The sequence below is a fragment of the Ruegeria sp. S84 genome (genome assembly GCF_056583445.1).
In genome coordinates this window covers 80,996-101,786 of the sequence record NZ_CM152618.1, presented here as the reverse complement: position 1 = coordinate 101,786, position 20,791 = coordinate 80,996, and the positions used below count along the sequence as shown (strand labels likewise).

26 protein-coding genes are annotated in these 20,791 nt (G+C 58.2%); 9 read left to right on the top strand and 17 right to left on the bottom strand.

The window, feature by feature from the left end; genetic code table 11:
• Positions 1–269: 269 nt before the first annotated feature.
• The 3 genes from AC1DFB_RS00615 (at position 270) to AC1DFB_RS00605 (ending at position 3,008) form a co-directional block, all read left to right on the top strand.
• The gene (locus AC1DFB_RS00615; protein WP_170402270.1) at positions 270–1,868 is read left to right on the top strand and encodes a phosphoenolpyruvate carboxykinase; all 1,599 of its coding nucleotides are present in this window, start codon (positions 270–272) and stop codon (positions 1,866–1,868) included.
• A gap of 322 nt (positions 1,869–2,190) precedes the next feature.
• Positions 2,191–2,481: a hypothetical protein gene (locus AC1DFB_RS00610; protein ID WP_170392600.1), complete on the top strand. Its 291-nt coding sequence runs from the start codon at positions 2,191–2,193 to the stop codon at positions 2,479–2,481.
• Between the two features lie 32 nt (positions 2,482–2,513).
• The gene (locus AC1DFB_RS00605; protein ID WP_480921895.1) at positions 2,514–3,008 is read left to right on the top strand and encodes a hypothetical protein; all 495 of its coding nucleotides are present in this window, start codon (positions 2,514–2,516) and stop codon (positions 3,006–3,008) included.
• A gap of 43 nt (positions 3,009–3,051) precedes the next feature.
• Here the strand turns inward: AC1DFB_RS00605 and AC1DFB_RS00600 are convergent, their stop codons facing one another.
• Complete coding sequence (locus AC1DFB_RS00600; RefSeq protein WP_170392601.1) at positions 3,052–3,816, bottom strand: sulfite exporter TauE/SafE family protein; 765 nt, start codon at positions 3,814–3,816, stop codon at positions 3,052–3,054.
• Between the two features lie 144 nt (positions 3,817–3,960).
• Between AC1DFB_RS00600 and AC1DFB_RS00595 the strand changes: the two genes are divergently transcribed.
• The 3 genes from AC1DFB_RS00595 (at position 3,961) to AC1DFB_RS00585 (ending at position 6,816) form a co-directional block, all read left to right on the top strand.
• Positions 3,961–5,652, top strand: coding sequence for an acyl-CoA dehydrogenase family protein (locus AC1DFB_RS00595; protein ID WP_480921894.1), 1,692 nt, complete (start codon positions 3,961–3,963; stop codon positions 5,650–5,652).
• A 216-nt stretch (positions 5,653–5,868) separates the two neighbouring features.
• The gene (locus AC1DFB_RS00590) at positions 5,869–6,411 is read left to right on the top strand and encodes a hypothetical protein (RefSeq protein WP_170402284.1); all 543 of its coding nucleotides are present in this window, start codon (positions 5,869–5,871) and stop codon (positions 6,409–6,411) included.
• Positions 6,412–6,423: 12 nt separating this feature from the next.
• Positions 6,424–6,816: an META domain-containing protein gene (locus AC1DFB_RS00585; protein ID WP_170402286.1), complete on the top strand. Its 393-nt coding sequence runs from the start codon at positions 6,424–6,426 to the stop codon at positions 6,814–6,816.
• Here AC1DFB_RS00585 and recO read toward each other — a convergent pair.
• Positions 6,800–7,525, bottom strand: a complete 726-nt coding sequence (gene recO, locus AC1DFB_RS00580) for a DNA repair protein RecO (RefSeq protein ID WP_170513454.1) — start codon at positions 7,523–7,525, stop codon at positions 6,800–6,802. The genes AC1DFB_RS00585 and recO overlap by 17 nt on opposite strands.
• 168 nt (positions 7,526–7,693) lie before the next feature.
• Between recO and AC1DFB_RS00575 the strand changes: the two genes are divergently transcribed.
• A complete protein-coding gene (locus tag AC1DFB_RS00575) occupies positions 7,694–8,083 on the top strand; it encodes a VOC family protein (protein ID WP_170402289.1) in 390 nt (129 codons plus the stop codon).
• Positions 8,084–8,092: 9 nt separating this feature from the next.
• Here the strand turns inward: AC1DFB_RS00575 and AC1DFB_RS00570 are convergent, their stop codons facing one another.
• The 7 genes from AC1DFB_RS00570 to acpS all read right to left on the bottom strand — a co-directional run bounded on the left by AC1DFB_RS00570 (position 8,093) and on the right by acpS (position 12,513).
• Positions 8,093–8,416 carry a SemiSWEET transporter gene (locus AC1DFB_RS00570; RefSeq protein WP_170392607.1) on the bottom strand — a complete coding sequence of 108 codons (324 nt, stop codon included), beginning with the start codon at positions 8,414–8,416 and terminating at the stop codon, positions 8,093–8,095.
• Between the two features lie 110 nt (positions 8,417–8,526).
• Entirely contained in the window at positions 8,527–8,856 is a 330-nt protein-coding gene (locus AC1DFB_RS00565; RefSeq protein ID WP_480921893.1) for a DUF1491 family protein, read from the bottom strand.
• Positions 8,857–8,911: 55 nt separating this feature from the next.
• The gene (era, locus tag AC1DFB_RS00560; protein WP_170392609.1) at positions 8,912–9,820 is read right to left on the bottom strand and encodes a GTPase Era; all 909 of its coding nucleotides are present in this window, start codon (positions 9,818–9,820) and stop codon (positions 8,912–8,914) included.
• A 168-nt stretch (positions 9,821–9,988) separates the two neighbouring features.
• Entirely contained in the window at positions 9,989–10,501 is a 513-nt protein-coding gene (locus AC1DFB_RS00555) for a GNAT family N-acetyltransferase (RefSeq protein ID WP_480921892.1), read from the bottom strand.
• Between the two features lie 19 nt (positions 10,502–10,520).
• Positions 10,521–11,198: a ribonuclease III gene (gene rnc / locus AC1DFB_RS00550; protein WP_170392611.1), complete on the bottom strand. Its 678-nt coding sequence runs from the start codon at positions 11,196–11,198 to the stop codon at positions 10,521–10,523.
• A complete protein-coding gene (gene lepB / locus AC1DFB_RS00545) occupies positions 11,195–12,034 on the bottom strand; it encodes a signal peptidase I (protein ID WP_170636241.1) in 840 nt (279 codons plus the stop codon). Before lepB ends, rnc begins: the two co-directional genes overlap by 4 nt.
• A 59-nt stretch (positions 12,035–12,093) precedes the next feature.
• Entirely contained in the window at positions 12,094–12,513 is a 420-nt protein-coding gene (acpS, locus tag AC1DFB_RS00540; protein ID WP_170694671.1) for a holo-ACP synthase, read from the bottom strand.
• Between the two features lie 114 nt (positions 12,514–12,627).
• Between acpS and AC1DFB_RS00535 the strand changes: the two genes are divergently transcribed.
• Complete coding sequence (locus tag AC1DFB_RS00535; RefSeq protein WP_480921891.1) at positions 12,628–13,476, top strand: CE1 family esterase; 849 nt, start codon at positions 12,628–12,630, stop codon at positions 13,474–13,476.
• Positions 13,477–13,478: 2 nt separating this feature from the next.
• On the opposite strand, the gene AC1DFB_RS00530 is transcribed toward AC1DFB_RS00535, so the two are convergent.
• From AC1DFB_RS00530 to folK, 8 genes are all read right to left on the bottom strand, one after another.
• A complete protein-coding gene (locus AC1DFB_RS00530) occupies positions 13,479–14,456 on the bottom strand; it encodes an NADPH:quinone reductase (RefSeq protein ID WP_480921890.1) in 978 nt (325 codons plus the stop codon).
• 27 nt (positions 14,457–14,483) lie between these two features.
• Positions 14,484–14,810, bottom strand: a complete 327-nt coding sequence (locus AC1DFB_RS00525; protein WP_170636242.1) for a Dabb family protein — start codon at positions 14,808–14,810, stop codon at positions 14,484–14,486.
• Positions 14,811–14,826: 16 nt separating this feature from the next.
• A complete protein-coding gene (locus AC1DFB_RS00520; protein WP_170425202.1) occupies positions 14,827–15,450 on the bottom strand; it encodes a LysE family translocator in 624 nt (207 codons plus the stop codon).
• Positions 15,447–16,193: a pyridoxine 5'-phosphate synthase gene (locus tag AC1DFB_RS00515; protein WP_480921889.1), complete on the bottom strand. Its 747-nt coding sequence runs from the start codon at positions 16,191–16,193 to the stop codon at positions 15,447–15,449. Before AC1DFB_RS00515 ends, AC1DFB_RS00520 begins: the two co-directional genes overlap by 4 nt.
• Complete coding sequence (locus tag AC1DFB_RS00510; RefSeq protein ID WP_170392618.1) at positions 16,186–16,884, bottom strand: DUF2062 domain-containing protein; 699 nt, start codon at positions 16,882–16,884, stop codon at positions 16,186–16,188. The genes AC1DFB_RS00515 and AC1DFB_RS00510 overlap by 8 nt, the downstream gene beginning before the upstream one ends.
• A 16-nt stretch (positions 16,885–16,900) precedes the next feature.
• Complete coding sequence (locus AC1DFB_RS00505) at positions 16,901–19,033, bottom strand: RelA/SpoT family protein (RefSeq protein WP_170392619.1); 2,133 nt, start codon at positions 19,031–19,033, stop codon at positions 16,901–16,903.
• A 25-nt stretch (positions 19,034–19,058) separates the two neighbouring features.
• Entirely contained in the window at positions 19,059–19,412 is a 354-nt protein-coding gene (gene rpoZ, locus AC1DFB_RS00500; protein WP_010437681.1) for a DNA-directed RNA polymerase subunit omega, read from the bottom strand.
• A gap of 94 nt (positions 19,413–19,506) precedes the next feature.
• Positions 19,507–20,088 carry a 2-amino-4-hydroxy-6-hydroxymethyldihydropteridine diphosphokinase gene (folK, locus tag AC1DFB_RS00495; RefSeq protein WP_480921888.1) on the bottom strand — a complete coding sequence of 194 codons (582 nt, stop codon included), beginning with the start codon at positions 20,086–20,088 and terminating at the stop codon, positions 19,507–19,509.
• A 126-nt stretch (positions 20,089–20,214) separates the two neighbouring features.
• Between folK and AC1DFB_RS00490 the strand changes: the two genes are divergently transcribed.
• A complete protein-coding gene (locus AC1DFB_RS00490; protein WP_039541714.1) occupies positions 20,215–20,790 on the top strand; it encodes a LabA-like NYN domain-containing protein in 576 nt (191 codons plus the stop codon).
• Position 20,791: the final 1 nt, after the last annotated feature.

Sequence of the window (20,791 nt, the reverse complement as noted above, 5' to 3'; positions counted from 1 at the left end):
CCGAATCAACTCGTAACCTCGAATCGTGCCATTCTTGCGGCAGGTATGCGGCAAATTTGCCTTGCTGCGCCCAAATAGCTGCCTTGATTTACGGCAGACAAATCGTGATGGCGCTAAACCTCAACTTGGTTGCGCTAACTACCCCCAACCCTCCTGTTCATGTCCCAAAATACCGTGATAAGAGGCGCTTGACCGCCGGCTCTTTCCGGTATCCGCCCCAATGGTGCACCCGGCCCAAGGCCCTCGCGCCGCCACAGGAGAAGACACACATGACATCTGGACGGGTTAACCCGCAATTCCGCCTCGAAGATCAGGGCATCGAGGGTCTGGGCAATGTCTATTACAACTTCATGGAACCGGCGCTGATCGAAGAAGCGCTGAAGCGCGGCGAAGGCACCCTTGGCAATGGCGGCGCCTTTCTGGTCACCACCGGCAAATTCACTGGCCGCTCGCCCAAGGACAAGCATGTCGTCAAGACAGACAGTGTTGCCGACAGCATCTGGTGGGAAAACAACGCCGCCATGAGCCCTGAAGGTTTTGACGCGCTCTATGAAGATATGCTGACCCATATGAAAGGCCGCGACTACTTCGTGCAGGACCTCGTGGGCGGGGCTGATCCCAGCTACTCGATCAATGTGCGCATGGTAACCGAGCTGGCGTGGCACAACCTGTTCATCCGCCACCTGCTGCGCCGCCCGGATCGTGAGGATCTGGATGATTTCACGGCTGACTTTACCATCATCAACTGTCCCAGCTTCCATGCGGACCCCAAAAAGCATGGCTGCCGCAGCGAAACGGTGATTGCACTGAACTTTGATCGCAAGCTGATCCTGATCGGCGGCACCGAATACGCCGGCGAGAACAAGAAGTCCGTCTTCACCCTGCTGAACTATATGCTGCCCGAAAAAGGCGTGATGCCGATGCACTGCTCGGCTAACCACGCGGTTGGCAACCCGGTCGACACCGCCGTGTTCTTCGGCCTGTCCGGCACCGGCAAGACCACCCTGTCTGCCGACCCGTCGCGCACCTTGATCGGTGATGACGAACACGGTTGGTCAGATCGAGGCACCTTCAACTTTGAAGGTGGTTGCTATGCCAAGACCATCAACCTGAACGCCGAGGCCGAACCAGAAATCTACGCCACCACCTCGAAATTTGGCACCGTGATCGAGAACATGGTTTTTGATCCCGAGACCAAAGAGCTGGATTTCAACGACGACTCTCTGACTGCGAATATGCGCTGCGCCTACCCGTTGGAATACATCTCCAACGCGTCGAAAACTGCATTGGGTGGGCACCCTAAGAACATCATCATGTTGACCTGCGATGCGTTCGGCGTTTTGCCTCCGATCGCGCGGTTGACGCCTGCGCAGGCGATGTATCACTTCCTTTCCGGCTTTACCTCGAAGGTCGCCGGGACCGAACGTGGCGTGACCGAACCGCAGCCCACCTTCTCGACCTGCTTTGGCGCGCCCTTTATGCCACGCCGCCCAGAGGCTTATGGCAACCTTCTACGCGATAAGATTGCTCAGCATGGCGCGACCTGCTGGTTGGTCAACACTGGCTGGACTGGAGGTGCCTACGGCGTGGGCAGCCGCATGCCAATCAAGGCCACCCGCGCGCTGCTGACGGCTGCGCTGGAAGGATCACTGACCGATGCGGAATTCCGCAAGGACGCCAATTTCGGCTTCGATGTGCCGGTCTCTGTCCCTGGTGTGCCCGAGGTCTTGCTGGATCCGCGCCGAACCTGGGACGATCAGGAAGCGTTCGACAAACAGGCGGAAAAGCTGGTGCACATGTTCGCGGAAAACTTCGAGCAGTACCTGCCCTTCATCGACGAAGACATCAAAGCTGTCGCGATCGGTTGATCGAATTCAGGGGCCATCATGGCCCCTGACCCACCAAAGCTTACGCTTCGGCACCTTGTGTGCACACAGACAAGTTCATTGCGATAACGTGCAACATGCGCTATCGCAATTTACCCAAGACGCTTCGAAGCCCGGCGTCCTTTGGCAGCGGCTTCTGTTAAATTTGAACATCGGGCGATCCGGGCTAGCTTACTCACATCATGTCTCGGGCCGTTCAACAAGGTAATGATTATTTCTACACGGGGATGGGTGTCGGCGTGATGTGTTCCAAAGGTCAGCCTTTCGAACTGCCTCGGTCCGTCACGGAAACTATAGGCAAGTAATGACTGAAATCTCAAAACTCACCGAACTGCGCAAATTGATGCAAAGCATGGAGCGCACTCTTGGGCTGGAAGAACTCTCACCGGTCGAGCGCGACATCTACTATGCCGCCGAAGAACTGTCGAAAGATGATCGCGAAGTACGCACCTTTGGTCTGATCGAACACACGCTGGTCAAAAGCGTATCTCGCCCGACATTTTTCCGCGCGCTGAAATCTCTGGTTCAAAAGGGTTATCTGTCGCAAAGCGGTAGCGCCAATCGCGGACGGTATCTGGTTCATGCGCCCAGGTGATCGCCACCCCAGATCTGTAATCGGCTGACCTCGTGCGCAGATGGGCCTCTGAAACATTCTATGCCTCTTTGGCCTATGTCGCTGCATCGTTCCTAACATTCCAGGTGCTGATGCCGCTTCAGAACGTGTTTTTTCCCGCATACCCCAGCTATGCCAGCTTATTGTTCCTGCCGCACGGCGTGCGGGTTCTGTCGGCTTGGTTATTGGGATGGAGGGCGATATTCGCACTGTTGCCCGGCGTTGCCATCGTCTTTGCCCTTGTGGGCGGTTGGGATGTTCTTCTGCCCAGCAGATTGCTGGCGATCACTATCGCGGTCACCACAGTTCCAGCGGTTTTTTATGTCTGCAAGGCGTTGGGCTGGGATTTGTTTCCGCGCGTCGATCGGAAGCCATGCTGGCTGTGCGTGATGGGCGTTGGAATCATCACATCGGTATTGGTGTCCGTTCTCACCAACATGGCCTTCGGCAGCGCAACGGCCGAGTATATCGCCTATCTGATCGGTGATATCTCAGGTCTTTTTTCCTAATGTTGGGCCTCTATTTCGCCTTTCGATTTGCTGAAAGACGCAATTAACCCAAAAGACCCCTGCGCAGCAGGTTCAGCCCTGCAATCAGCAGTACAAGCAGAGTGAGTTTGCGGAACTGTGCCTGATCGATACGATCCTGCAGAAACTGACCCCCGCGCATTCCCACCAAGGCAGGGATAATCAGCAGCGCTGAGAACACCGCTGTGTCAGTCCTTAGAATACCCGAACCCAGATGCGCCACAATAAGCGCCACGGCGCCCAGACCGTATATCACGCCCTGTACCCGCATCTGATCCTTCTTCGGTGTATTCAAGGCTGTCAGATAGGCCACGGTTGGTGGTCCCCACACGCCCGAGATGCCGCCGACAGCACCGGCCACCGCACCCACCATAGCCTCAACCCGCATTGAGGGCGCTTGCAGCGTCAGTTTCAGCCCCAGTAGTTGCATCAGAGCGAAGAACGAAACTGGTGCGCCTAAGATCAGCAGAAATGCCTTGGGCGACAAGATGTTGATCAGCTGCGCGCTGGCCAATAGACAGACCAGTCCAACGCTCAGAAATACCTTGAACTTTCGAACTGACGCCGCCGCCGCAGGTAAACCTTCCCGCAAGGCCTGCACCCCATTGGTCACCAGCGTGGGCAAGATTAGACCTGCCAGCGCCAGCTCAGGCGGCAGCATCATGCTAAGACCAGAAACAAGCACCATTGGCATGGCAAAACCGACCATGCCTTTGACCCAGCCCGCGACGAAGGCAACGACCAAAGCCAGACAGAAATCCTGCGGCGACATAAGTGAAAACAGTCCCATCGACCCTTCATACCAGCCCAAAAAATTTCTGCACTGCAAAAGTCACTAAGCAATTTTTGAACTTTTTATGGATGATTTGCGTATTTTTGTTGCGCTGCATGTGCAGCATGATATGACCAGACAACCCAGCAGAGGACGTGATTCATGGCCCATGACGGACAGGATGTGACGAACATGACGCAGCCAGCGGTTTTGCCCGATCTTCTAACACTCAGCGCAGCCGCCCTGCCCGGCGTTCAAGCGGTGTTCGATAAGGCGGTCGAATCGGTTCGCGCGCAGGTGACTAGCGAAGGGCGCATATCGGGCGCACTGATCGAGGCCAATCAGACAGCCGCCCATGGGCTGGCTTGGCTGGCCACATACCACCAGTCGCTGCAGCAGATGCAGCGCTGGGCCGAGGCGCTTCAGGCCGAGGGAAAATTCGGCGAGATGGAGCAGCTGTTGCATCAGATCGCCTTTGGGGAATACTTGCATCAGATCGCCGGTGGTATTCCGATGAACCAGGGCGAGGTTGTACGTTTGCAGGATCTTGGCCTTGGCTGGGATGCTCTGTCGGGATTCCAATGCAGCGAAGTGCAGACACTGATGGCGCAAGCCAACTCTCAGGCCGCGCGCACGCGTCTGGTTGAGTTGATGCAGGACCAGTCCGGTGCCACCATGTTTGGTGCCTCTGGTCTGGACGAAGAACTGGAGATGATCCGAGACCAGTTTCGCCGATATGCCGTTGAAAAGGTTGAGCCAAATGCCCATGAATGGCACCTGAAGGACGAACTGATCCCAATCGAGATTATCGAGGAACTGGCCGAGATGGGCGTGTTCGGTCTGACCATCCCCGAAGAATTCGGCGGGTTCGGCCTATCCAAAGCCTCAATGTGTGTGGTCTCGGAAGAGCTTTCGCGCGGGTACATCGGTGTGGGTTCTCTGGGCACACGGTCCGAAATCGCCGCAGAACTGATCATCGCGGGCGGTACGGATGAACAAAAGGCCAACTGGCTGCCAAAACTGGCCAGCGCCGAGATCCTGCCAACCGCTGTTTTCACTGAACCCAATACCGGATCGGATTTGGGCAGCCTGCGCACGCGGGCCGTCAAGAGTGAAGATGGTAACTATAAAATAACAGGAAATAAAACATGGATCACACACGCGGCGCGCACCCATGTGATGACCTTGTTGGCGCGGACTAATCCCGACAGTACCGATCACCGTGGGCTGTCCATGTTCCTGGCTGAGAAGACACCTGGAACCGACGAGAACCCTTTCCCCACGCCCGGCATGACTGGTGGTGAGATTGAGGTGTTGGGTTATCGTGGCATGAAGGAATACGAGCTGGGATTTGACGGCTTCGAAGTGAAGGGCGAAAACCTGCTGGGCGGCGAAGAAGGCAAAGGTTTCAAGCAGTTAATGGAAACCTTCGAGTCTGCCCGCATCCAAACGGCTGCCCGCGCCATCGGCGTAGCGCAGAGTGCTTTGGACATTGCCATGCAATATGCACAAGACCGCAAGCAGTTCGGCAAATCTCTGATCAATTTCCCTCGCGTCTCGGGCAAGCTGGCGATGATGGCGGTCGAGATCATGATCGCGCGACAGCTAACTTATTATTCTGCTTGGGAAAAAGATCACGGTCAACGTTGCGACCTTGAGGCCGGGATGGCCAAGCTGCTGGGCGCACGGGTTGCTTGGGCGGCGGCGGATAACGGCTTGCAAATTCATGGCGGTAACGGCTTCGCTCTGGAATACAAAATTAGCCGCGTGCTTTGTGACGCGCGCATCCTAAATATCTTTGAAGGCGCCGCAGAAATACAGGCGCAAGTCATCGCGCGTCGATTGCTGGGCTGACGCCCGAAGCGACGCGGTTTCCCCAACTGAACCCGGCCTTGCGCCGGGTTTTCTTTTTCTTCCGTGTTGTACGGACCTTCAGGCCTATTTCTTCCGAGTTGTACAACTCGGTTTCAGGGCTTAATGGGCGAAACTTCCCCCTCGGATCGAGCGCAGAAATCGGGTAAAGGGCGTCAACCAAACCCAGCGCCCAAGCTGGCCAGAGGAGAATCGAGCGTGAAGATCATCATCGCAGTTTTGGCCACCTGCATGGCCCTTGCCGGATGCGCCATGGCACCAAACACCGGGCCCGATGATGTGGACCAGTTGGCACAAGCGATCCAGCAGCTTGACCCCAAGGTTGACCCTGCCGAGGCGCGGCGTGCAGCCGAGATATCTTATGCCTATTCCAATCAACTGAAACAGGACTGGAACGTCACCGATCCAGCCATCATCCACAACGCAAAGGTCATCAACGGATTTCGCGAAAAAGGTCTGTGCAATGATTGGGCGCAGGCCATGACCACGCGTTTGAAGCAAGAGAACTTTCGCACGCTGGACCTGCACTGGGCCACGTCGCCTCCAACTGCGTTCCGGATCATCCACCATTCGGCTCTGATCAGCGCTAAGGGAGATTCAATGTATGAAGGCATCATCCTTGACCCGTGGCGCAACAGTGGGGTGCTTTATTGGGATCAGGTGCGCGAGGACACCAAATACAACTGGCGCCCCCGCCTTGAAGTGCGCGAAGAGTTAATCAGCGGTGTGAACCCCTACTGACAGGATATTGCGATGTTACGTCTGGCCTTGTTCCTGCCCCTTTTGACCCTGTTCCAATGCGACAAGGATGAGACTGTCGCCGCCTATGGCGCAGCGGATCAGACATGGGCTTTGCAAGAGATCGACGGGCAGCCTTTTGAGGCCAGCGCCCTTTTGCGATTCCCCGAAGAGGGTCGGATTGAGGGCAATGCCCCGTGCAACACCTATTCAGGTACACTGAATGCACCCTACCCATGGTTTGAGATCACCGATCTTGTCGCCACCCGCGCGGCTTGCGCAGGGCTTGAAGCCGAGGGGTTTTATTTCGCCGCACTGATGGCGATGACCCAGTCCGAGGTGTCCGGCGATGTGCTGATCCTGCGCAATGAGGACGGGCACGAGATGGTGTTCAAAGCCGCCGAGTAAACTGCGCCACAAATCGCGCGCGTGCGTCCGGCAAAGGCGTATGACCCAGCGACGGAGCCAGATGGTTTTCCAGAAAATACCCGGTCGTGCGCAAGGCTTCAGCAATCTCGGTATCCGGAGCCGCGCCTTCGCCGCGCAGGCAGGGGGGCAAAGGCAGCAGCTTATCGGCCCAGTCCCCTGCCCCCGCCGCACTGACCGCGCGGCCGGTTTTCGGAGAGACATAGACCAACCCCTCGGTCGCCCCTGTCACTGCGCAGGCCGAAAGATCCAAGCCAAAGCCCAGCTCTTCCAGCAGCGCCAGTTCCCAGCGCAGATAGGCCAGTGGCCAGACGTCATCCTGCCCTAGCAGGTCCATCAACTGTTCTGTTTGCTGATAGATCGCCGGATGAGGCTCGCGTTCGGGCAGGCAAAAGGACAGCAGCGCCACCACCGCATTTAATCCGGCCAGCGCCAGCCGCCCTGAAAACGCCGCTGCAGCACGCGAACGCAGGGGTTCGACCTGAAAGGTACCAAGATGTTCTTCGAGCCGCGCGCGCCAAAGCACGTCCAGTTGCGCGCCGGGTTGCAGGATCGGGGCGATCTTGCGGCTGGTGCCACCGCGCACAATTCCGGCGTGACGACCATGGGCTTCGGTAAAGACCTCGATGATCGCCGCTGTCTCACCATGACGGCGAGAAGTCAGAAGAATGCCGTGATCACGCCAGTCCAAGTTTGGCCTCGTCAGGTCACCAGATATATACGCAGGAAATCTTATGGCCGTTGCAGGTTCAAGATGGAAACGCGTTAGGTTGACCCTGTGGAACACCAAAAACACGTTGCGTGACATCTGTTCACGCAATAGTGTTCACTTTATGTTCTGCACGGAGGAATTTAAGAAATGTCACTTAACTATGTCATGATCGGTTCAAATGATGTCGTCAAAGCGCGAAGCTTTTACGATGCGGTTGTGCCCAAAATCGGCGGCAAGGTTATTGCTGAATATATGCCCCACGCTGTTTGTTACGAGCTGCGGGGCGGTGGGTCCATGTGGGTCGCGACGCCCTTTGACAAAGAGGCCGCGACGGTTGGAAACGGCAACATGGTTGGCTTGCTTTGCGAAAGTGAAGCGGAAGTTCGCGAGGTGCATGCCGAGGCTCTTGCCAATGGCGGAACAAATGAAGGTGACCCCGGAGATCGACCTCAATATGGCCCGAACTTCTATGGCGCTTATGCGCGCGATCCTGATGGCAACAAGATGAGCTTTGTCTATTTTAGCGATGCAGGCTGATCGCGCGCCCTAGAACGTCATACCTGCGTGAATCAGAATGCCGATAACCATCAGCAGGTTCAGCACCATTGAGATACCGTTGCCCACATAGATGGGCAACTTACCCACCACCAGCCCATAGGCGAACCACAAAAACGACAGCCCAGCATACAGAGACCAGGACAGCAGCGACTGTCCGGTCGCGTGTTCGGAGTGGGTGAAATAAAGCTTAATCAGTTGTGGAAGCGTGGCGAAGGGGCCAACGACGCCGATGAAGACCATGAACCCCTCGAACCGCTGCATCCAGTGACCGAGATTTGAGTTTTCCAGTTTCTGGGCAAGCGTTTCAGCCACTCAACCCCCTCCTGTTCCTGCGGCCCCCGGAAGATTGGGCCGTTTCATTCAGCCGGTTGCAAAGCAAAATAGTCGCTTTGCGCCGCACGTCCAAGATCATTTGGCGCGGGTTAGTCCAGACCTTCTTCACCCAGCAGGTGCCTGCCTTGGCGGTCTTCCACCTCGATCACCCAAAGGTCGGGGTCAAAACTGCGTTGGCGGGTGATGGCGGCATCTACGTCTGCCTCTTCTCCGGATGAGAGCTCCACCCATTTGCGCTCGCCGCTCATCAGATCAAAACTGCGCTGATAGGCTACGGCCCGCCCGTTGAGTGTGTTGAGTTTGATAAGCACCGCCCCTGCGGTGTCATCCCCATGCGCCACAACAAAAGCCGGTATTTCCTGAAACCGCAGCCGCGCCAGATAGGCATGCACCCAGAATTCAGCCGTCAGCCGGGTCATGGTTCTGACCTTTCCGTAGGGGTTGAGAATTTTCGACGAAAATTCTTGGCCCGGGTCATGCGTTGCCGTCTTTGAAATCCAGACCCATTTCCGAGTAGCGCTCGGATTCCTCCAGCCAGTTTGGCCGGACTTTCACCTGCAAGAACAGGTGAATCTTGCGGTCCAAAAACTCTTCCAGCTCGGCACGCGCCGCCTGACTGACGGCCTTTATGGTCTCACCACGTTTGCCCAGCACAATCCCTTTGTGGCCATCACGCATGACATAGATGACCTGATCGATCTTGGCCGAGCCGTCCTTGCGCTCTTCCCAGTTCTCGGTTTCGACGGTCAGCTGGTAAGGCAATTCCTGATGCAGGCGCAGGGTCAGTTTCTCGCGCGTCATCTCAGCCGCGATCATGCGCAGAGGCAGATCCGCAATCTGGTCTTCTGGATAGAGCCACGGGCCTTCGGGCAGTTCCGAGGCCAGCCATTTGCGCAAATCGTCGACACCGTGGCCTTTTTCGGCCGAGATCATGAAGGTCTCGGCAAAGGGATAACGCGCATTCAGGTCACTGGTCAGCGCCAGCAGCTTTTCCGAGGGCACCTTGTCGATCTTGTTGATCGCAAGTGCGATGGTGCGGCCCTGCCCGATCTCTTCCAGGCCTTCGAGGATGCGCTCGACACCTTCGGTGATACCGCGATGCGCCTCGATCATCAGCACGACCACATCCGCATCTGCAGCCCCGCCCCAAGCGGCGGCGACCATGGCACGGTCCAGACGGCGGCGTGGTTTGAAGAGGCCCGGCGTATCCACAAAGACCAGTTGCGCATCGCCCTCCATCGCCACGCCACGGATGCGAGCACGGGTGGTTTGCACCTTATGCGTCACGATCGAGACCTTGGCTCCGACCATGCGGTTCAGAAGGGTGGATTTGCCTGCGTTGGGCTCTCCGATCAGGGCGATAAATCCGGCGCGTGTGCTCATGTGTCCTGCGATCCTGTTTGCAAGTGCGCACCCCTATAGCAGAATGCGCGGACGGGCCAGAGGGATTTGTCGCATCGCGGATATCTGTGAGCGAAGGCCAGTCTGCGGCCCTTAAGGCGACGCTGCCCGGTCGGCCGGTGCCGGCATTGGCCGGGCTTGATCGCGCGATCAGGTTGTAGTGTTCAACGCCAGAACTTGGTTCGGATAGGCTTGGTCCCCGATCCGAAAATCTGTGACTCCGACCTGCCGGAACCCTTTGGCTAGATAGAAGTCGATTGCGGGCGTGTTCTCGGAATTGGTTGTCAGCCAAATCGACGGGCGCCCTTTTTCACGCATGTAGTCAATCGCGATATCAAGCAGCGCTGAGCCGATGCCTTTACCTTGATGGCGGTGCTGGACGTAGAACGTCACGATTTCTAGGTCAGAAAGCCCGTCCACAGGTGCGGCGCGACTTTCCGCAAGCCGAATATAGCCGTCGATCCCGTCTTCGTTTTCAGAAACCATCAAGAGATCTTGGCCGTCGTCCAATATGGCTTCGAACCGGGCGGTTGTGAATTCGGACAGTGCGAATTCGGCAAAGAAGGAATTCACACCACGCTTTAGGTAGGTTCCGATCCAGACCTCAATCGACAGGGCCGCAAGGCTGGCGGCGTCGGCTTTCTGGGCGGGTCTGATTTTCATGATCTGGCTGCGCAGAGGATCAAGACAACTGTTCCAACAACGCCTTTGCCGCTGCCTGTTCGGCCTGTCGCTTGGAGCCTGCGGTGGCCTGAGCTTCGGTACCATTCTGCAGACGAGCGGCGATCGTGAAGATCGGGGCATGGTCAGGGCCGGTGCGTTTGACCTCGACATAGCTGGGTGGTTTCTGGCCGCGGGCCTGTGCCCATTCCTGCAGGGCGGTTTTTGCATCGCGGGCGTCGGCCTCGACCTTGTGGATGCGATCGCCCCAGAGGGCGAGGATCACGTCTCGGGCAGCCTCGAACCCTGCGTCGCGGTAGATGGCCGCGATGACCGCCTCCATCGCGTCGCCCAGCAAGGCCTGCTTGCGACGACCTCCGGACAGCATCTCGGACCGGCCCAGTTTCAGCACCGCACCCAGATCAATCTGGCGGGCCACATCGGCGCAGGCTTCCTTGCGCACCAGCGCGTTGAAACGGGGGGCCAGTTGGCCTTCGGAAGCTTTCTTGTCGGCCTCAAGCAAAGCAGTGGCCATGACGAGGCCCAGGACGCGGTCGCCCAAAAATTCAAGACGCTGATTGTCGGGGCGCGTGGCAGAAGACACCGAGCCGTGGGTCAGCGCGCGCACCAGCAGTTCAGGGTCGGAAAACTCATACCCCAAGCGCTGCTGGAACGCCTTTATCTCAGCCGATAGCTTCAATTGACCGCCTTGAAGAAGCGGTCACCGCGCCATGTCCAGAAGAACAGCATCGAGCGACCTGCGGAGGAGAACATGATCCGGTCGGCGCGACCGATCAGGTTTTCGTAAGGTACATAGCCCACGCCACCAGCGGATTGCGGTAAGCGGCTGTCGGCCGAGTTGTCGCGGTTGTCGCCCATGAAGAAATAGTGGCCCTCGGGTACGGTATAGACCCCGGTATTGTCGGAGCCCTGATTGCCGATGTTCAGCACGTCGTAGGACACGCCATTTGGCAGGGTCTCGATCAGGCGGTTCTTTTCGCAAACACCGCCGATCCCGACGGGACCGTTGGAACAGCGCGGGCGCAGGCCTTGTGGGCCCTGCGGTTCTGCAACTTCGGTGAACACACCATCGGGTTGCTGCGGCACAGGAGTGTCGTTGAGGATGATTTGGCCTCCACGAATCTGGATACGATCACCCGGCAGGCCGATCAGTCGCTTGATATAGTCGCGCCCTGTCACCGGATGGCGGAAGACGATGACATCGCCCCGCTCGGGATCGCCACCCAGCAGACGGGAGTTGTCATCACCCTGCATCCAACCGCACACATCCTCGGCATCGATGTTCAGGCCGACGCTGGGGATGATCAGGCTAGGGCAGGACGCGTAGGAATAGCCATAGGCCATCTTATTGACGAAGAGGAAATCACCGATCAGCAGCGTCTGCTTCATCGAACCGGAGGGAATCCAGAACGGCTGAAAGAAAAGCGTGCGGAAAACGCCCGCGATCAGCAGGGCGTAGACGATAGTTTTGATCGTCTCCCAAACGGCGTTTCCGGATTTGGCTTCCTCGGCCATACTGCTCTCTCCAGTCTATGCGTGGTTGGGGTGCTACATGCGTGTCAGGTGGTGGCAAGTCAAGGCTGCGCGGGCGCTTCTTGAAGCGGACGGGCCTCGATCACCACAAAGGCCTGTGCCCAGGGGTGATCATCGGTCAGGGTGACGTGGATGATCGCCTGGTGGCCTTCTGGGGTCATTTCTTTCAGACGCTCGGCGGCCCAGCCGGTGACATGCATGACGGGTTGGCCTGTGCGCAGGTTGGTCACCGCCATATCCTTCCACGCAATGCCCATCCGCAGACCGGTGCCAAGCGCCTTGGAACAGGCCTCTTTCGCGGCCCAGCGCTTGGCATAGGTGCCAGCGGTGTCATGGCGGCGTTCGGCTTTGCGCTGCTCGGTCTCGGTAAAGACACGATTGCGGAATCGGTCGCCGAAGCGGTCGAGCGTGCCCTGAATGCGGTCAATATTGGCGAGGTCGGTTCCGATGCCGAGGATCATATGTTTCCCAAGTCTGATGCGAAGCCAATCAACTTTAAATGAAGGCCAATGGCAAGCAGATCGCAGGCCATGTGTTACACTCCGATAATTTCGAGTATTCTGGCGGAGCCAATCATGTTGCGAATAGCGCTCATTTCCGTTTTGGGATTTGTATTGATCCCGGCCTTTCCTGTTCTGGCCGATCCGCAGATCTGTGGTTCAGAGGCAGAGCCCTGCCAGATCAATGATTTGACCTATCGGGTCGTTTTGCCCGATGAGCCTGAAAACGCACCGAGTGTTATCTTCTTGCATGGCTACGCCTCTACAGCGAATGCAGCGGCCAATCGCACCGAGTTGGTCGATGCGTTTACCCGCCGAGGTATCGTGTTCATTGCGCCCAACGGGCAGGTCGATTTCGGGAATCCGAAAGTCTTGGACTGGGGCGTCCACGACGGGCATCGGTGGCCTCGCGACGATCTGACCGCGCTGCAGAAGATCAAAGAGGACGCAATTGTGCGATTCAACCTTGATCCGGACCGGATTTTGCTGGCCGGATACTCGCGCGGAGGTTCTCTGGTATGGGACAAGGCCTGTACCGATCACAGCTTTGCAATGGCTTATGCCTCGGCGTCCGGTGCATTTTGGGAACCGATGTGGCGGCGCTGCGATGGCCCCGTGCATATGCACCACAGCCATGGCTATGCTGATCGCACCGTTCCGTTCGAAGGGCGCGAAGTTGTCTTTGGTGGCTACCAGTTCGAACAGGGAAGCGTCATGAAATCTGTCGGTATACTGACCCGCGCAAATGGCTGCGGCCAGATGGCAAATGCCGCCCAAACCAATGACAAAAATTGGGAGAAACGCTGGTCCAACTGTGCGGCGGGATCAATTGTTCTATCGCTTGGGCCACATGGTCATGGCCGACAGAGCGATTGGCCAGACCTGGTGGCAGATTGGTTCCTTGCTCTGCCAACCGGTCAGTAGGTTCAAACCTCCAACACCACGGTGCCGAGCTTCTGCCCGGCCTCGACCATCTGGTGGGCGGTCGCTGCGTCGCTGAGGCCTCCGCCGGGAACAACGGCGTGGGACAGTGCGCCTTGTTCCAGCCACTGGCCCAACTGCGCCTCGCCACGACGGCGGGCCGCGGCGTCGAGTTGGTAGACGATCAGCATATGCAGGCGGATGTTCTTGAACATGAAGCCATAGAAATCCAGTACGGGCTTCATTTGCGAAGCCGAGGCATAGCTGGCGATGGTGCCACCGGGGCGGATCATAGAAAGGGAAGCGGGTTGGTTGGCGGCGAAATCAACCTCGACAATGCGGTCTATGCCTGCGCCGTTGGTCATGTCCATCGCCGCCTCGGCCACGTCTTGCGTGCGGTAGTTGATCCATTCGGACGCGCCGGAATGGGCGGCTTTTTCATCTGAACTGACCGTTGTGATAACGCGTGCGCCGCCCAGTGCGGCCATCTGGCAGGCGTAGCGTCCGACCGTGCCTGCGCCGCCGGTCACAAGCACGGTCTGGTCAGTGATCGGTCCGTCACAATAGAGCGCGTACCATGCAGTCAAGGCTGGGATACCAAAACACGCGCCCTCGGCGAAGCCGGTCGTATCTGGAAGGAATACGGCCTGTTCGGAGGGTAGCGCAATGTATTCGGCCCCAGTGCCAAAAGCGCGTTGCCATTGGCCGTTCCAGATCCAGACACGTTCGCCGACGCGCGCGGGATCGACCCCTTCGCCTACGGCCTCAATCACTCCTGCCCCGTCCGAGTGGGGAACAACCATCGGGTATTGCATCACGGCACCAGGGCGCGCGCCGCCGCGCAGCTTGACGTCTGAGGGGTTGATGCCGCTGGCATGGACCCGGACAAGAACGTCGCCTGGGCCGGGGTTGGGCGTGGGCAGGTCGACCAACTCAAGGACATCCGCCGCCGCACCAAATCCGCGATAGGTGATTGCTTTCATGACAGTCCCTCGTCTCCTATTGGTCAGCTATTGGTCAGCCGCGTCGGGCGTTTCCAGATCGAACACCAAGACGCCCTCGGCCCCATCCACGCACAGCGCGACAAGCCGTGCGCCAAGTTGCTGGTGGGTTTCGTCACTGGCATAGCGCTGTAGGTCGGCCTGAGCCGCGAAATCCAGTGTGAAGCCGTAGGGATAGCTTGGGGATTTTGCCTCAAAATCGCGGTTGGGGCCGTGGATGAAGCCACCGCAGCCCGACAAACGGTCTGCGACCGCGCCCAGCCCATCCATCACAGCGGCAAGCTCTGCGGTGTCGTGATCAGGCTTGAGTCGCAGCATCACGCAATGGCGGATCATCCTTGCACCTCAGAGGTCATGACAGGCGCACCGTGAGAATCTTGTAGCTGGCCACGCCAAAGAAACCCGCGAAGGCAAAATCAAACCAGCGGCGGGCGCGGCGATAGGCGTTGACCATGCGCGCAGACGAAAACAGGAAGGCGTAGCCGATGAAGATCAGCAGTGAACCCGCATAGAGCATGGCGAAATAACCCAGCAGCATAGCAAGGCTGGCGTCATTTGGCGCAACGATGGCGTAGATCGAGCCCCAGCTGAGGATCGCCTTGGGGTTGGTCAGGTGGATCGCTGCACCCTTGGCAAATATCGTGCCCAATGAGCCGGTGACCGGATTGCCTAGCGCGACCTCATCCGAAGTCAGCGCGCGGCGCAGCGCCTTGAGCGCCAGCCAGCCCAGATAAGCGACGCCGATATAGCGGATCACCTCGAACACCCAGACATTGGCCAGCATGATCGCCGACAGCCCCAGTGCGGCGGCGATGCCCCACGCGGCGGACCCGGCGCAGATGCCCAGCGCAAAGGCCAGACCAGCAGTGCGGCCTTCGTTCATGGCGGTTCCTGCGATGCCCATGGTGGCAGGGCCCGGAGAGCCCCCGGCCATGAGCCATGCAAACCAGATCGCCACAAAGCCGGGTGTGATCATGCCCGCGCCTCGTCCATCAGGCGGCGCATTTCGTGAACTGCCGGGGTGAGGCCGCGGAAGATGGACTCGCCAATCAGGAAGTGGCCGATATTCAGCTCTCGCACTTCGGGGAAGGCGGCGACCGGTTGCACGGTGTCGTAAGTCAGGCCATGACCCGCGTGGACCTCAAGGCCCAGCGAATGGGCATAGGCGGACATCTCGCGCAGGGCTTCCAGCTCGCGCGCGGCTTCATCCGGTTTGCCCTCGGCATGGAAATCGCAATAGGCGCCGGTGTGCAATTCGATCACCTCGGCCCCGATGCGGTGGGCGGCGTCGATCTGGCGCTGGTCGGCGGCGATAAATATGGACACGCGGCAGCCCACATCGCGCAAGGGCGCAATGAAATGGGCCAGCTTATTTTCCTCGCGCGCGACTTCTAACCCGCCTTCGGTTGTGCGTTCCTCGCGCTTTTCGGGAACGATGCAGACGGCGTGCGGCTTGTGGCGCAGGGCGACTTTCTGCATCTCGTCCGTTGCGGCCATCTCGAAGTTCAGCGGCACCGACAGGATCTCCATCAACCCGTCGATATCGGCGTCCGAGATGTGGCGGCGATCTTCGCGCAGATGTGCTGTGATGCCGTCGGCCCCGGCCTCTTCCGCGATCCGGGCGGCGCGTAGTGGGTCCGGATAGGCCCCGCCGCGCGCATTCCGCACGGTGGCTACGTGGTCGATATTCACGCCCAGACGCAAACGGTTGTCAGACATCTTTCGAATCCTTCATTGTCCCTGAGGTCGAGCCTAGTGGTTTTGTCGGGGGAACGTCAGCCTCTGCCTGAGCAAGGCGTTTAATTTGTTCAAACTTCGCTTTGATTCTGGCGCGGCGGCGCTGCTGATAAGTACGGATGAGTGGCAGGCTGAGATAGGCGCAGATCACTCCGGCCACGATGCCTGGAATGACCCCGCCGATCATATAAGGAAAGAACACATCGTCATAGAACCGGCTAAGCCCGTGCCAGTCCGCCTCGCGATGGGTAAACATGGCGATGCAATTGTCCTTGAGATCGCCCATCGCATCCGCAAATTTCCCCATCAACCCATCGGTATCGTCTTTGCGGAACTTGGTCCCCAGCAGGAAATGCCCGGTTTGCAGGCTGATGACCGCGATCGGCACATAGGTCAGGGGATTGCCAAAGAACGTGCCGCTGAGCGCGGCAAGAATGTTGCCGTTCAGCAGGCGCGCCAGCACGGCGGCGACCAGGAAATGCAAGCCATAGAAAGGTGTAAACGAAGCGAAAACCCCTGCCCCGATGCCACGCGCGATGCGTTCCGGGCTGTCAGGCAGGCGCCGAACCCGATGTTTGACATAGTGAAAGGCACGGGTCCATCCGCCGCGCGGATAGACGAACTCTGACGCGACTTGGACAGGCGAGCGGCGATCTCGGCGCTTGAAAACCACTCGTGATCACCCCTTCTCAGCCAGCCGCAACGGCGGGTTTCGCACTTTCCCGGTACCGTTCGACCGCAGCAACGTCGCTTTCAGCCTCGAGCATCAGCATCAGCGAATGCAACTGTTCAAGATCGCGAAGTTCGACATTGATCATCAGCCGATAAAAATCCGGTTTGCGGTCGACAAATTCGAGGTTCGAGATATTGGCCTTTTTCTCGCCGATCAATGTGCAAATACGCCCCAGCACCCCGGCATCATTGCCGATGGTCAAATCCAGCGTCGCGCCATAGACGGCGGGGTGGGTGCCCGAATGCCAGTGCAGATCAACCCAGCGCTCGGGTTCATTTTCAAACTCGGTCAGGCGATCGCAGTCGATGGCGTGCACGACAACACCCTTGCCGCGATATGTAATTCCGACGATGCGCTCGCCTGGCAGTGGCTGGCAACAGGGGGCACGATCGAATTTCTGGCCCGGTTCAAGCCCGATCACAGCACGACGGGGCGAGATCGCGTCGCCATCATCCTTGGTGAGTTCGGGATATACCGCTTCGACCACCTCATGGGCGGTCAACTCGGCACTGCCCAGACGGGCCAGCAACTCGTCCCGATCTTTTAAACGCAGGTGTTTGGCAGCGGTTTCCAGCGCCTTGTCGGTGGCTTTGCGGCCCAGGTTTTCGAACCCGGCGCGGGCCAGTTCCTTACCCAGCTTGATGAAGCGTTCCCGGTCGACCTCGCGCAAGGCGCGGCGGATCGAGGTGCGGGCTTTGCCGGTGACTGCGATCTCAAGCCACGTGACCTGCGGGCTCTGGCCATCGGCGGTGATGATGTCCACCGACTGCCCGTTCTTGAGCCGGGTCCAAAGCGGCACACGAATGCCATCAACCTTGGCCCCCACGCAGGCATGACCAATGCGGGTGTGGATTGCGTAAGCAAAATCAATCGGCGTCGCCCCACGCGGCAGTTTCACCACATCGCCCTTGGGGGTGAAGCAGAACACCTGGTCCGAATACATCTCGAGCTTCACAGCTTCGAGGAAATCCTCATGATCATCCTCACTGTCGAATTGCTCGGTCAGGTTTGCGATCCACTTTGCCGGGTCAACCGCAAAGGGGTTTTCGGACCGCACACCGTCGCGATAGGACCAGTGCGCTGCAACGCCGGTTTCGGCCACATCGTGCATCTGACGGGTGCGGATCTGGACCTCGACCCGTTTGCCGTCGCGCCCCGAAACCGTTGTGTGGATCGAGCGATAACCGTTCGATTTCGGCTGGCTGATATAGTCCTTGAATCGCCCTGGCACCGCGCGCCAGCGCTGGTGGATGGCACCGAGTGTGCGATAGCAGTCTTCTTCGGTCTGGGTGATGATGCGGAACCCGTAGATGTCGGACAGACGTGAGAAACCCTGATCCTTTTCCTGCATCTTGCGCCAGATCGAATAGGGTTTCTTGGCGCGACCAAAGACTTCGGCTTCAATGCCCGCCTTTTCCAATTCGTGCCGCATGTCGCCGGTAATGCGATGGATCACGTCGCCGGTTTCGCGTTGCAGAGTGATAAAGCGGCGGATGATCGACTGGCGGCCTTCGGGGTTTAGGACGCGGAAGGCAAGGTCTTCAAGTTCCTCGCGCATCCATTGCATCCCCATCCGGCCCGCAAGCGGCGCGTAAATATCCATTGTCTCACGCGCTTTTTGCACCTGCTTTTCAGGGCGCATCGCCTTGATCGTGCGCATGTTGTGCAGGCGGTCGGCGAGTTTGACCAGAATAACCCGAAGGTCCTTGGACATGGCCATGAACAGCTTGCGGAAATTCTCGGCCTGTTTGGTCTCACGGCTGGACAGCTGCAGGTTGGTCAGCTTGGTGACGCCATCGACCAACTTGGCGACCTCATCCCCGAACAGTTCGGTAACCTTGCCATAACTGGCTTTGGTGTCTTCGATCGTGTCGTGCAACAGGGCCGTTATAATGGTTGCATCATCCAGACGCTGTTCAGTCAGGATGGCGGCAACTGCAACGGGATGAGAAAAATAGGGCTCGCCGGAATGGCGGAACTGGCCTTCATGCATCTGTTGGCCAAATTCATAGGCCCTTTCGATGCGGTCGGCATTTGTCTTGGGATTGTAATTGCGGACCAGCGCAATCAGGTCTTCTTCTGAAATCATCCGGTCCGCACCTTTGTCGCTTGGGTTACCCCTGGCCCTGGGCCTCCATCAGAGCGCGCAGGAGCTTTTCTTCCGACATGTCGTCATCCGCAGGCTTGTCAGATTCCGCACCCATCAGCAGGGCCATCTGATCTTCTTCGGGCTCATCAACCTCGATCTGGGTCTGGTTGGCTTCGATCAGACGTTCGCGCAGCTCATCAGCGCTTTGGGTTTCGTCGGCGATTTCGCGTAGCGAGACGACAGGGTTCTTGTCGTTATCGCGGTCAACGGTGATCGGGCCACCAGCAGAAATCTCGCGCGCCCGGTGGGCTGCAAGCATCACCAGTTCGAACCGGTTCGGGACCTTGTCTACACAATCTTCGACCGTAACGCGGGCCATGGGGCGCTCTCCGTAAATGAATCCGTGGCAGGAAGGGGTTTATCTAAGCGCGAATCCCCGCCTTGACAAGCAAGAAATGCCGCAAATGCGAGGATCACAGAGGCTTGACCTCTGCCACCTCATCGGGCGGCAAGGCTGCAACCATCTGCGTCACTGTCCGGTCCAGAACGGGATGGCGCCAATCGGGGGCGACATCCATCATGGGAACAAGCACAAAAGCGCGGTCCTGCAAGCGCGGATGGGGCAGGATAAGGTGTTCCGGCGCAGATTTGGTCTGATCTTCGGGGGGAAGGGTCAGCCAGCGCTGAAATTCGGCGTCATCCGGCAGCACAAGTTCATCCCAACAGACCAGATCGAGGTCCAAAGTGCGCATGCCCCAACGCTGTTCACGGGCGCGCTCAAAATCATGTTCGATGCGGTGCAGCAGGTCCAGGACACCATGCGGCGTGAGGTTCGATTCGATCAAAACCGCTGCGTTGACATAGTCCGGCCCTGCCCCTGCCGGAAAGCATGGGGTGGCAAAAAACCGGCTTGTCTTGCGAATCACCAAGCCCGCCTCGGCCATCGCGATCAGCGACCGCTCAAGTGTCACCTTGGGCCCACAACCTCTCAGACTGAGATTTGCCCCTAGGGCAATGACCGCTTTTGACAAGGTTTTGTCCACTTCAGACCCCATATTCGGACCAGAGAATACTTGCGATAAAGCCTAAAACACCTATTTTAAGGACACCATTGCACTGACCTATTACTTTATCACTCACGGAGCTCACGGTGCGGTGGCTTATACCGGAAGGACCATTTTATGTTTTACAAGGACGAACGGCTAGCGCTGTTCATCGACGGCTCGAATCTTTATGCAGCCGCCAAAGCACTGGGGTTTGACATCGACTACAAGTTGCTGCGTCAGGAATTTATGCGCAGAGGCAAACTGCTTAGAGCTTTCTACTACACAGCGCTACTGGAAAATGACGAGTATTCCCCGATCCGGCCTCTGGTGGACTGGCTGCACTATAATGGCTTCACCATGGTCACCAAACCGGCCAAGGAATACACCGACAGCATGGGGCGTCGGAAGGTCAAAGGAAACATGGATATCGAGCTTACCGTCGATGCCATGGAACTGGCACCACGCGTTGATCATATCGTACTGTTTTCGGGCGATGGGGATTTCCGCCCGCTGATCGCAAGCCTGCAACGGCAGGGCGTACGTGTTTCCGTTGTTTCGACCATCCGTAGCCAGCCGCCGATGATTTCGGACGAACTGCGACGCCAGGCCGATAACTTCATTGAGCTGGAAGACCTGCGCGACGTGATCGGCCGCCCTCCGCGCGAGATGCCGACTGAACCCCGCAGCGTCGCAGCTGCAGGCGGGCACTGAC

Bases quoted from the DNA above. Each gene is read 5' to 3' on its own strand.
- lepB (WP_170636241.1), bottom strand. From the start codon at position 12,034: ATGGCCGAGGAAGCCAAATCCGGAAACGCCGTTTGGGAGACGATCAAA.
- AC1DFB_RS00615 (WP_170402270.1), top strand. From the start codon at position 270: ATGACATCTGGACGGGTTAACCCGCAATTCCGCCTCGAAGATCAGGGC.
- AC1DFB_RS00585 (WP_170402286.1), top strand. From the start codon at position 6,424: ATGTTACGTCTGGCCTTGTTCCTGCCCCTTTTGACCCTGTTCCAATGC.
- AC1DFB_RS00515 (WP_480921889.1), bottom strand. From the start codon at position 16,193: ATGTCTGACAACCGTTTGCGTCTGGGCGTGAATATCGACCACGTAGCC.
- AC1DFB_RS00530 (WP_480921890.1), bottom strand. From the start codon at position 14,456: ATGAAAGCAATCACCTATCGCGGATTTGGTGCGGCGGCGGATGTCCTT.
- rpoZ (WP_010437681.1), bottom strand. From the start codon at position 19,412: ATGGCCCGCGTTACGGTCGAAGATTGTGTAGACAAGGTCCCGAACCGG.
- AC1DFB_RS00505 (WP_170392619.1), bottom strand. From the start codon at position 19,033: ATGATTTCAGAAGAAGACCTGATTGCGCTGGTCCGCAATTACAATCCC.
- AC1DFB_RS00520 (WP_170425202.1), bottom strand. From the start codon at position 15,450: ATGATCACACCCGGCTTTGTGGCGATCTGGTTTGCATGGCTCATGGCC.
- AC1DFB_RS00490 (WP_039541714.1), top strand. From the start codon at position 20,215: ATGTTTTACAAGGACGAACGGCTAGCGCTGTTCATCGACGGCTCGAAT.
- AC1DFB_RS00535 (WP_480921891.1), top strand. From the start codon at position 12,628: ATGTTGCGAATAGCGCTCATTTCCGTTTTGGGATTTGTATTGATCCCG.
- era (WP_170392609.1), bottom strand. From the start codon at position 9,820: ATGAGCACACGCGCCGGATTTATCGCCCTGATCGGAGAGCCCAACGCA.
- AC1DFB_RS00525 (WP_170636242.1), bottom strand. From the start codon at position 14,810: ATGATCCGCCATTGCGTGATGCTGCGACTCAAGCCTGATCACGACACC.
- folK (WP_480921888.1), bottom strand. From the start codon at position 20,088: ATGGGGTCTGAAGTGGACAAAACCTTGTCAAAAGCGGTCATTGCCCTA.
- AC1DFB_RS00610 (WP_170392600.1), top strand. From the start codon at position 2,191: ATGACTGAAATCTCAAAACTCACCGAACTGCGCAAATTGATGCAAAGC.
- AC1DFB_RS00575 (WP_170402289.1), top strand. From the start codon at position 7,694: ATGTCACTTAACTATGTCATGATCGGTTCAAATGATGTCGTCAAAGCG.
- AC1DFB_RS00555 (WP_480921892.1), bottom strand. From the start codon at position 10,501: ATGAAAATCAGACCCGCCCAGAAAGCCGACGCCGCCAGCCTTGCGGCC.
- AC1DFB_RS00600 (WP_170392601.1), bottom strand. From the start codon at position 3,816: ATGGGACTGTTTTCACTTATGTCGCCGCAGGATTTCTGTCTGGCTTTG.
- AC1DFB_RS00565 (WP_480921893.1), bottom strand. From the start codon at position 8,856: ATGACCCGGCTGACGGCTGAATTCTGGGTGCATGCCTATCTGGCGCGG.
- AC1DFB_RS00595 (WP_480921894.1), top strand. From the start codon at position 3,961: ATGGCCCATGACGGACAGGATGTGACGAACATGACGCAGCCAGCGGTT.
- acpS (WP_170694671.1), bottom strand. From the start codon at position 12,513: ATGATCCTCGGCATCGGAACCGACCTCGCCAATATTGACCGCATTCAG.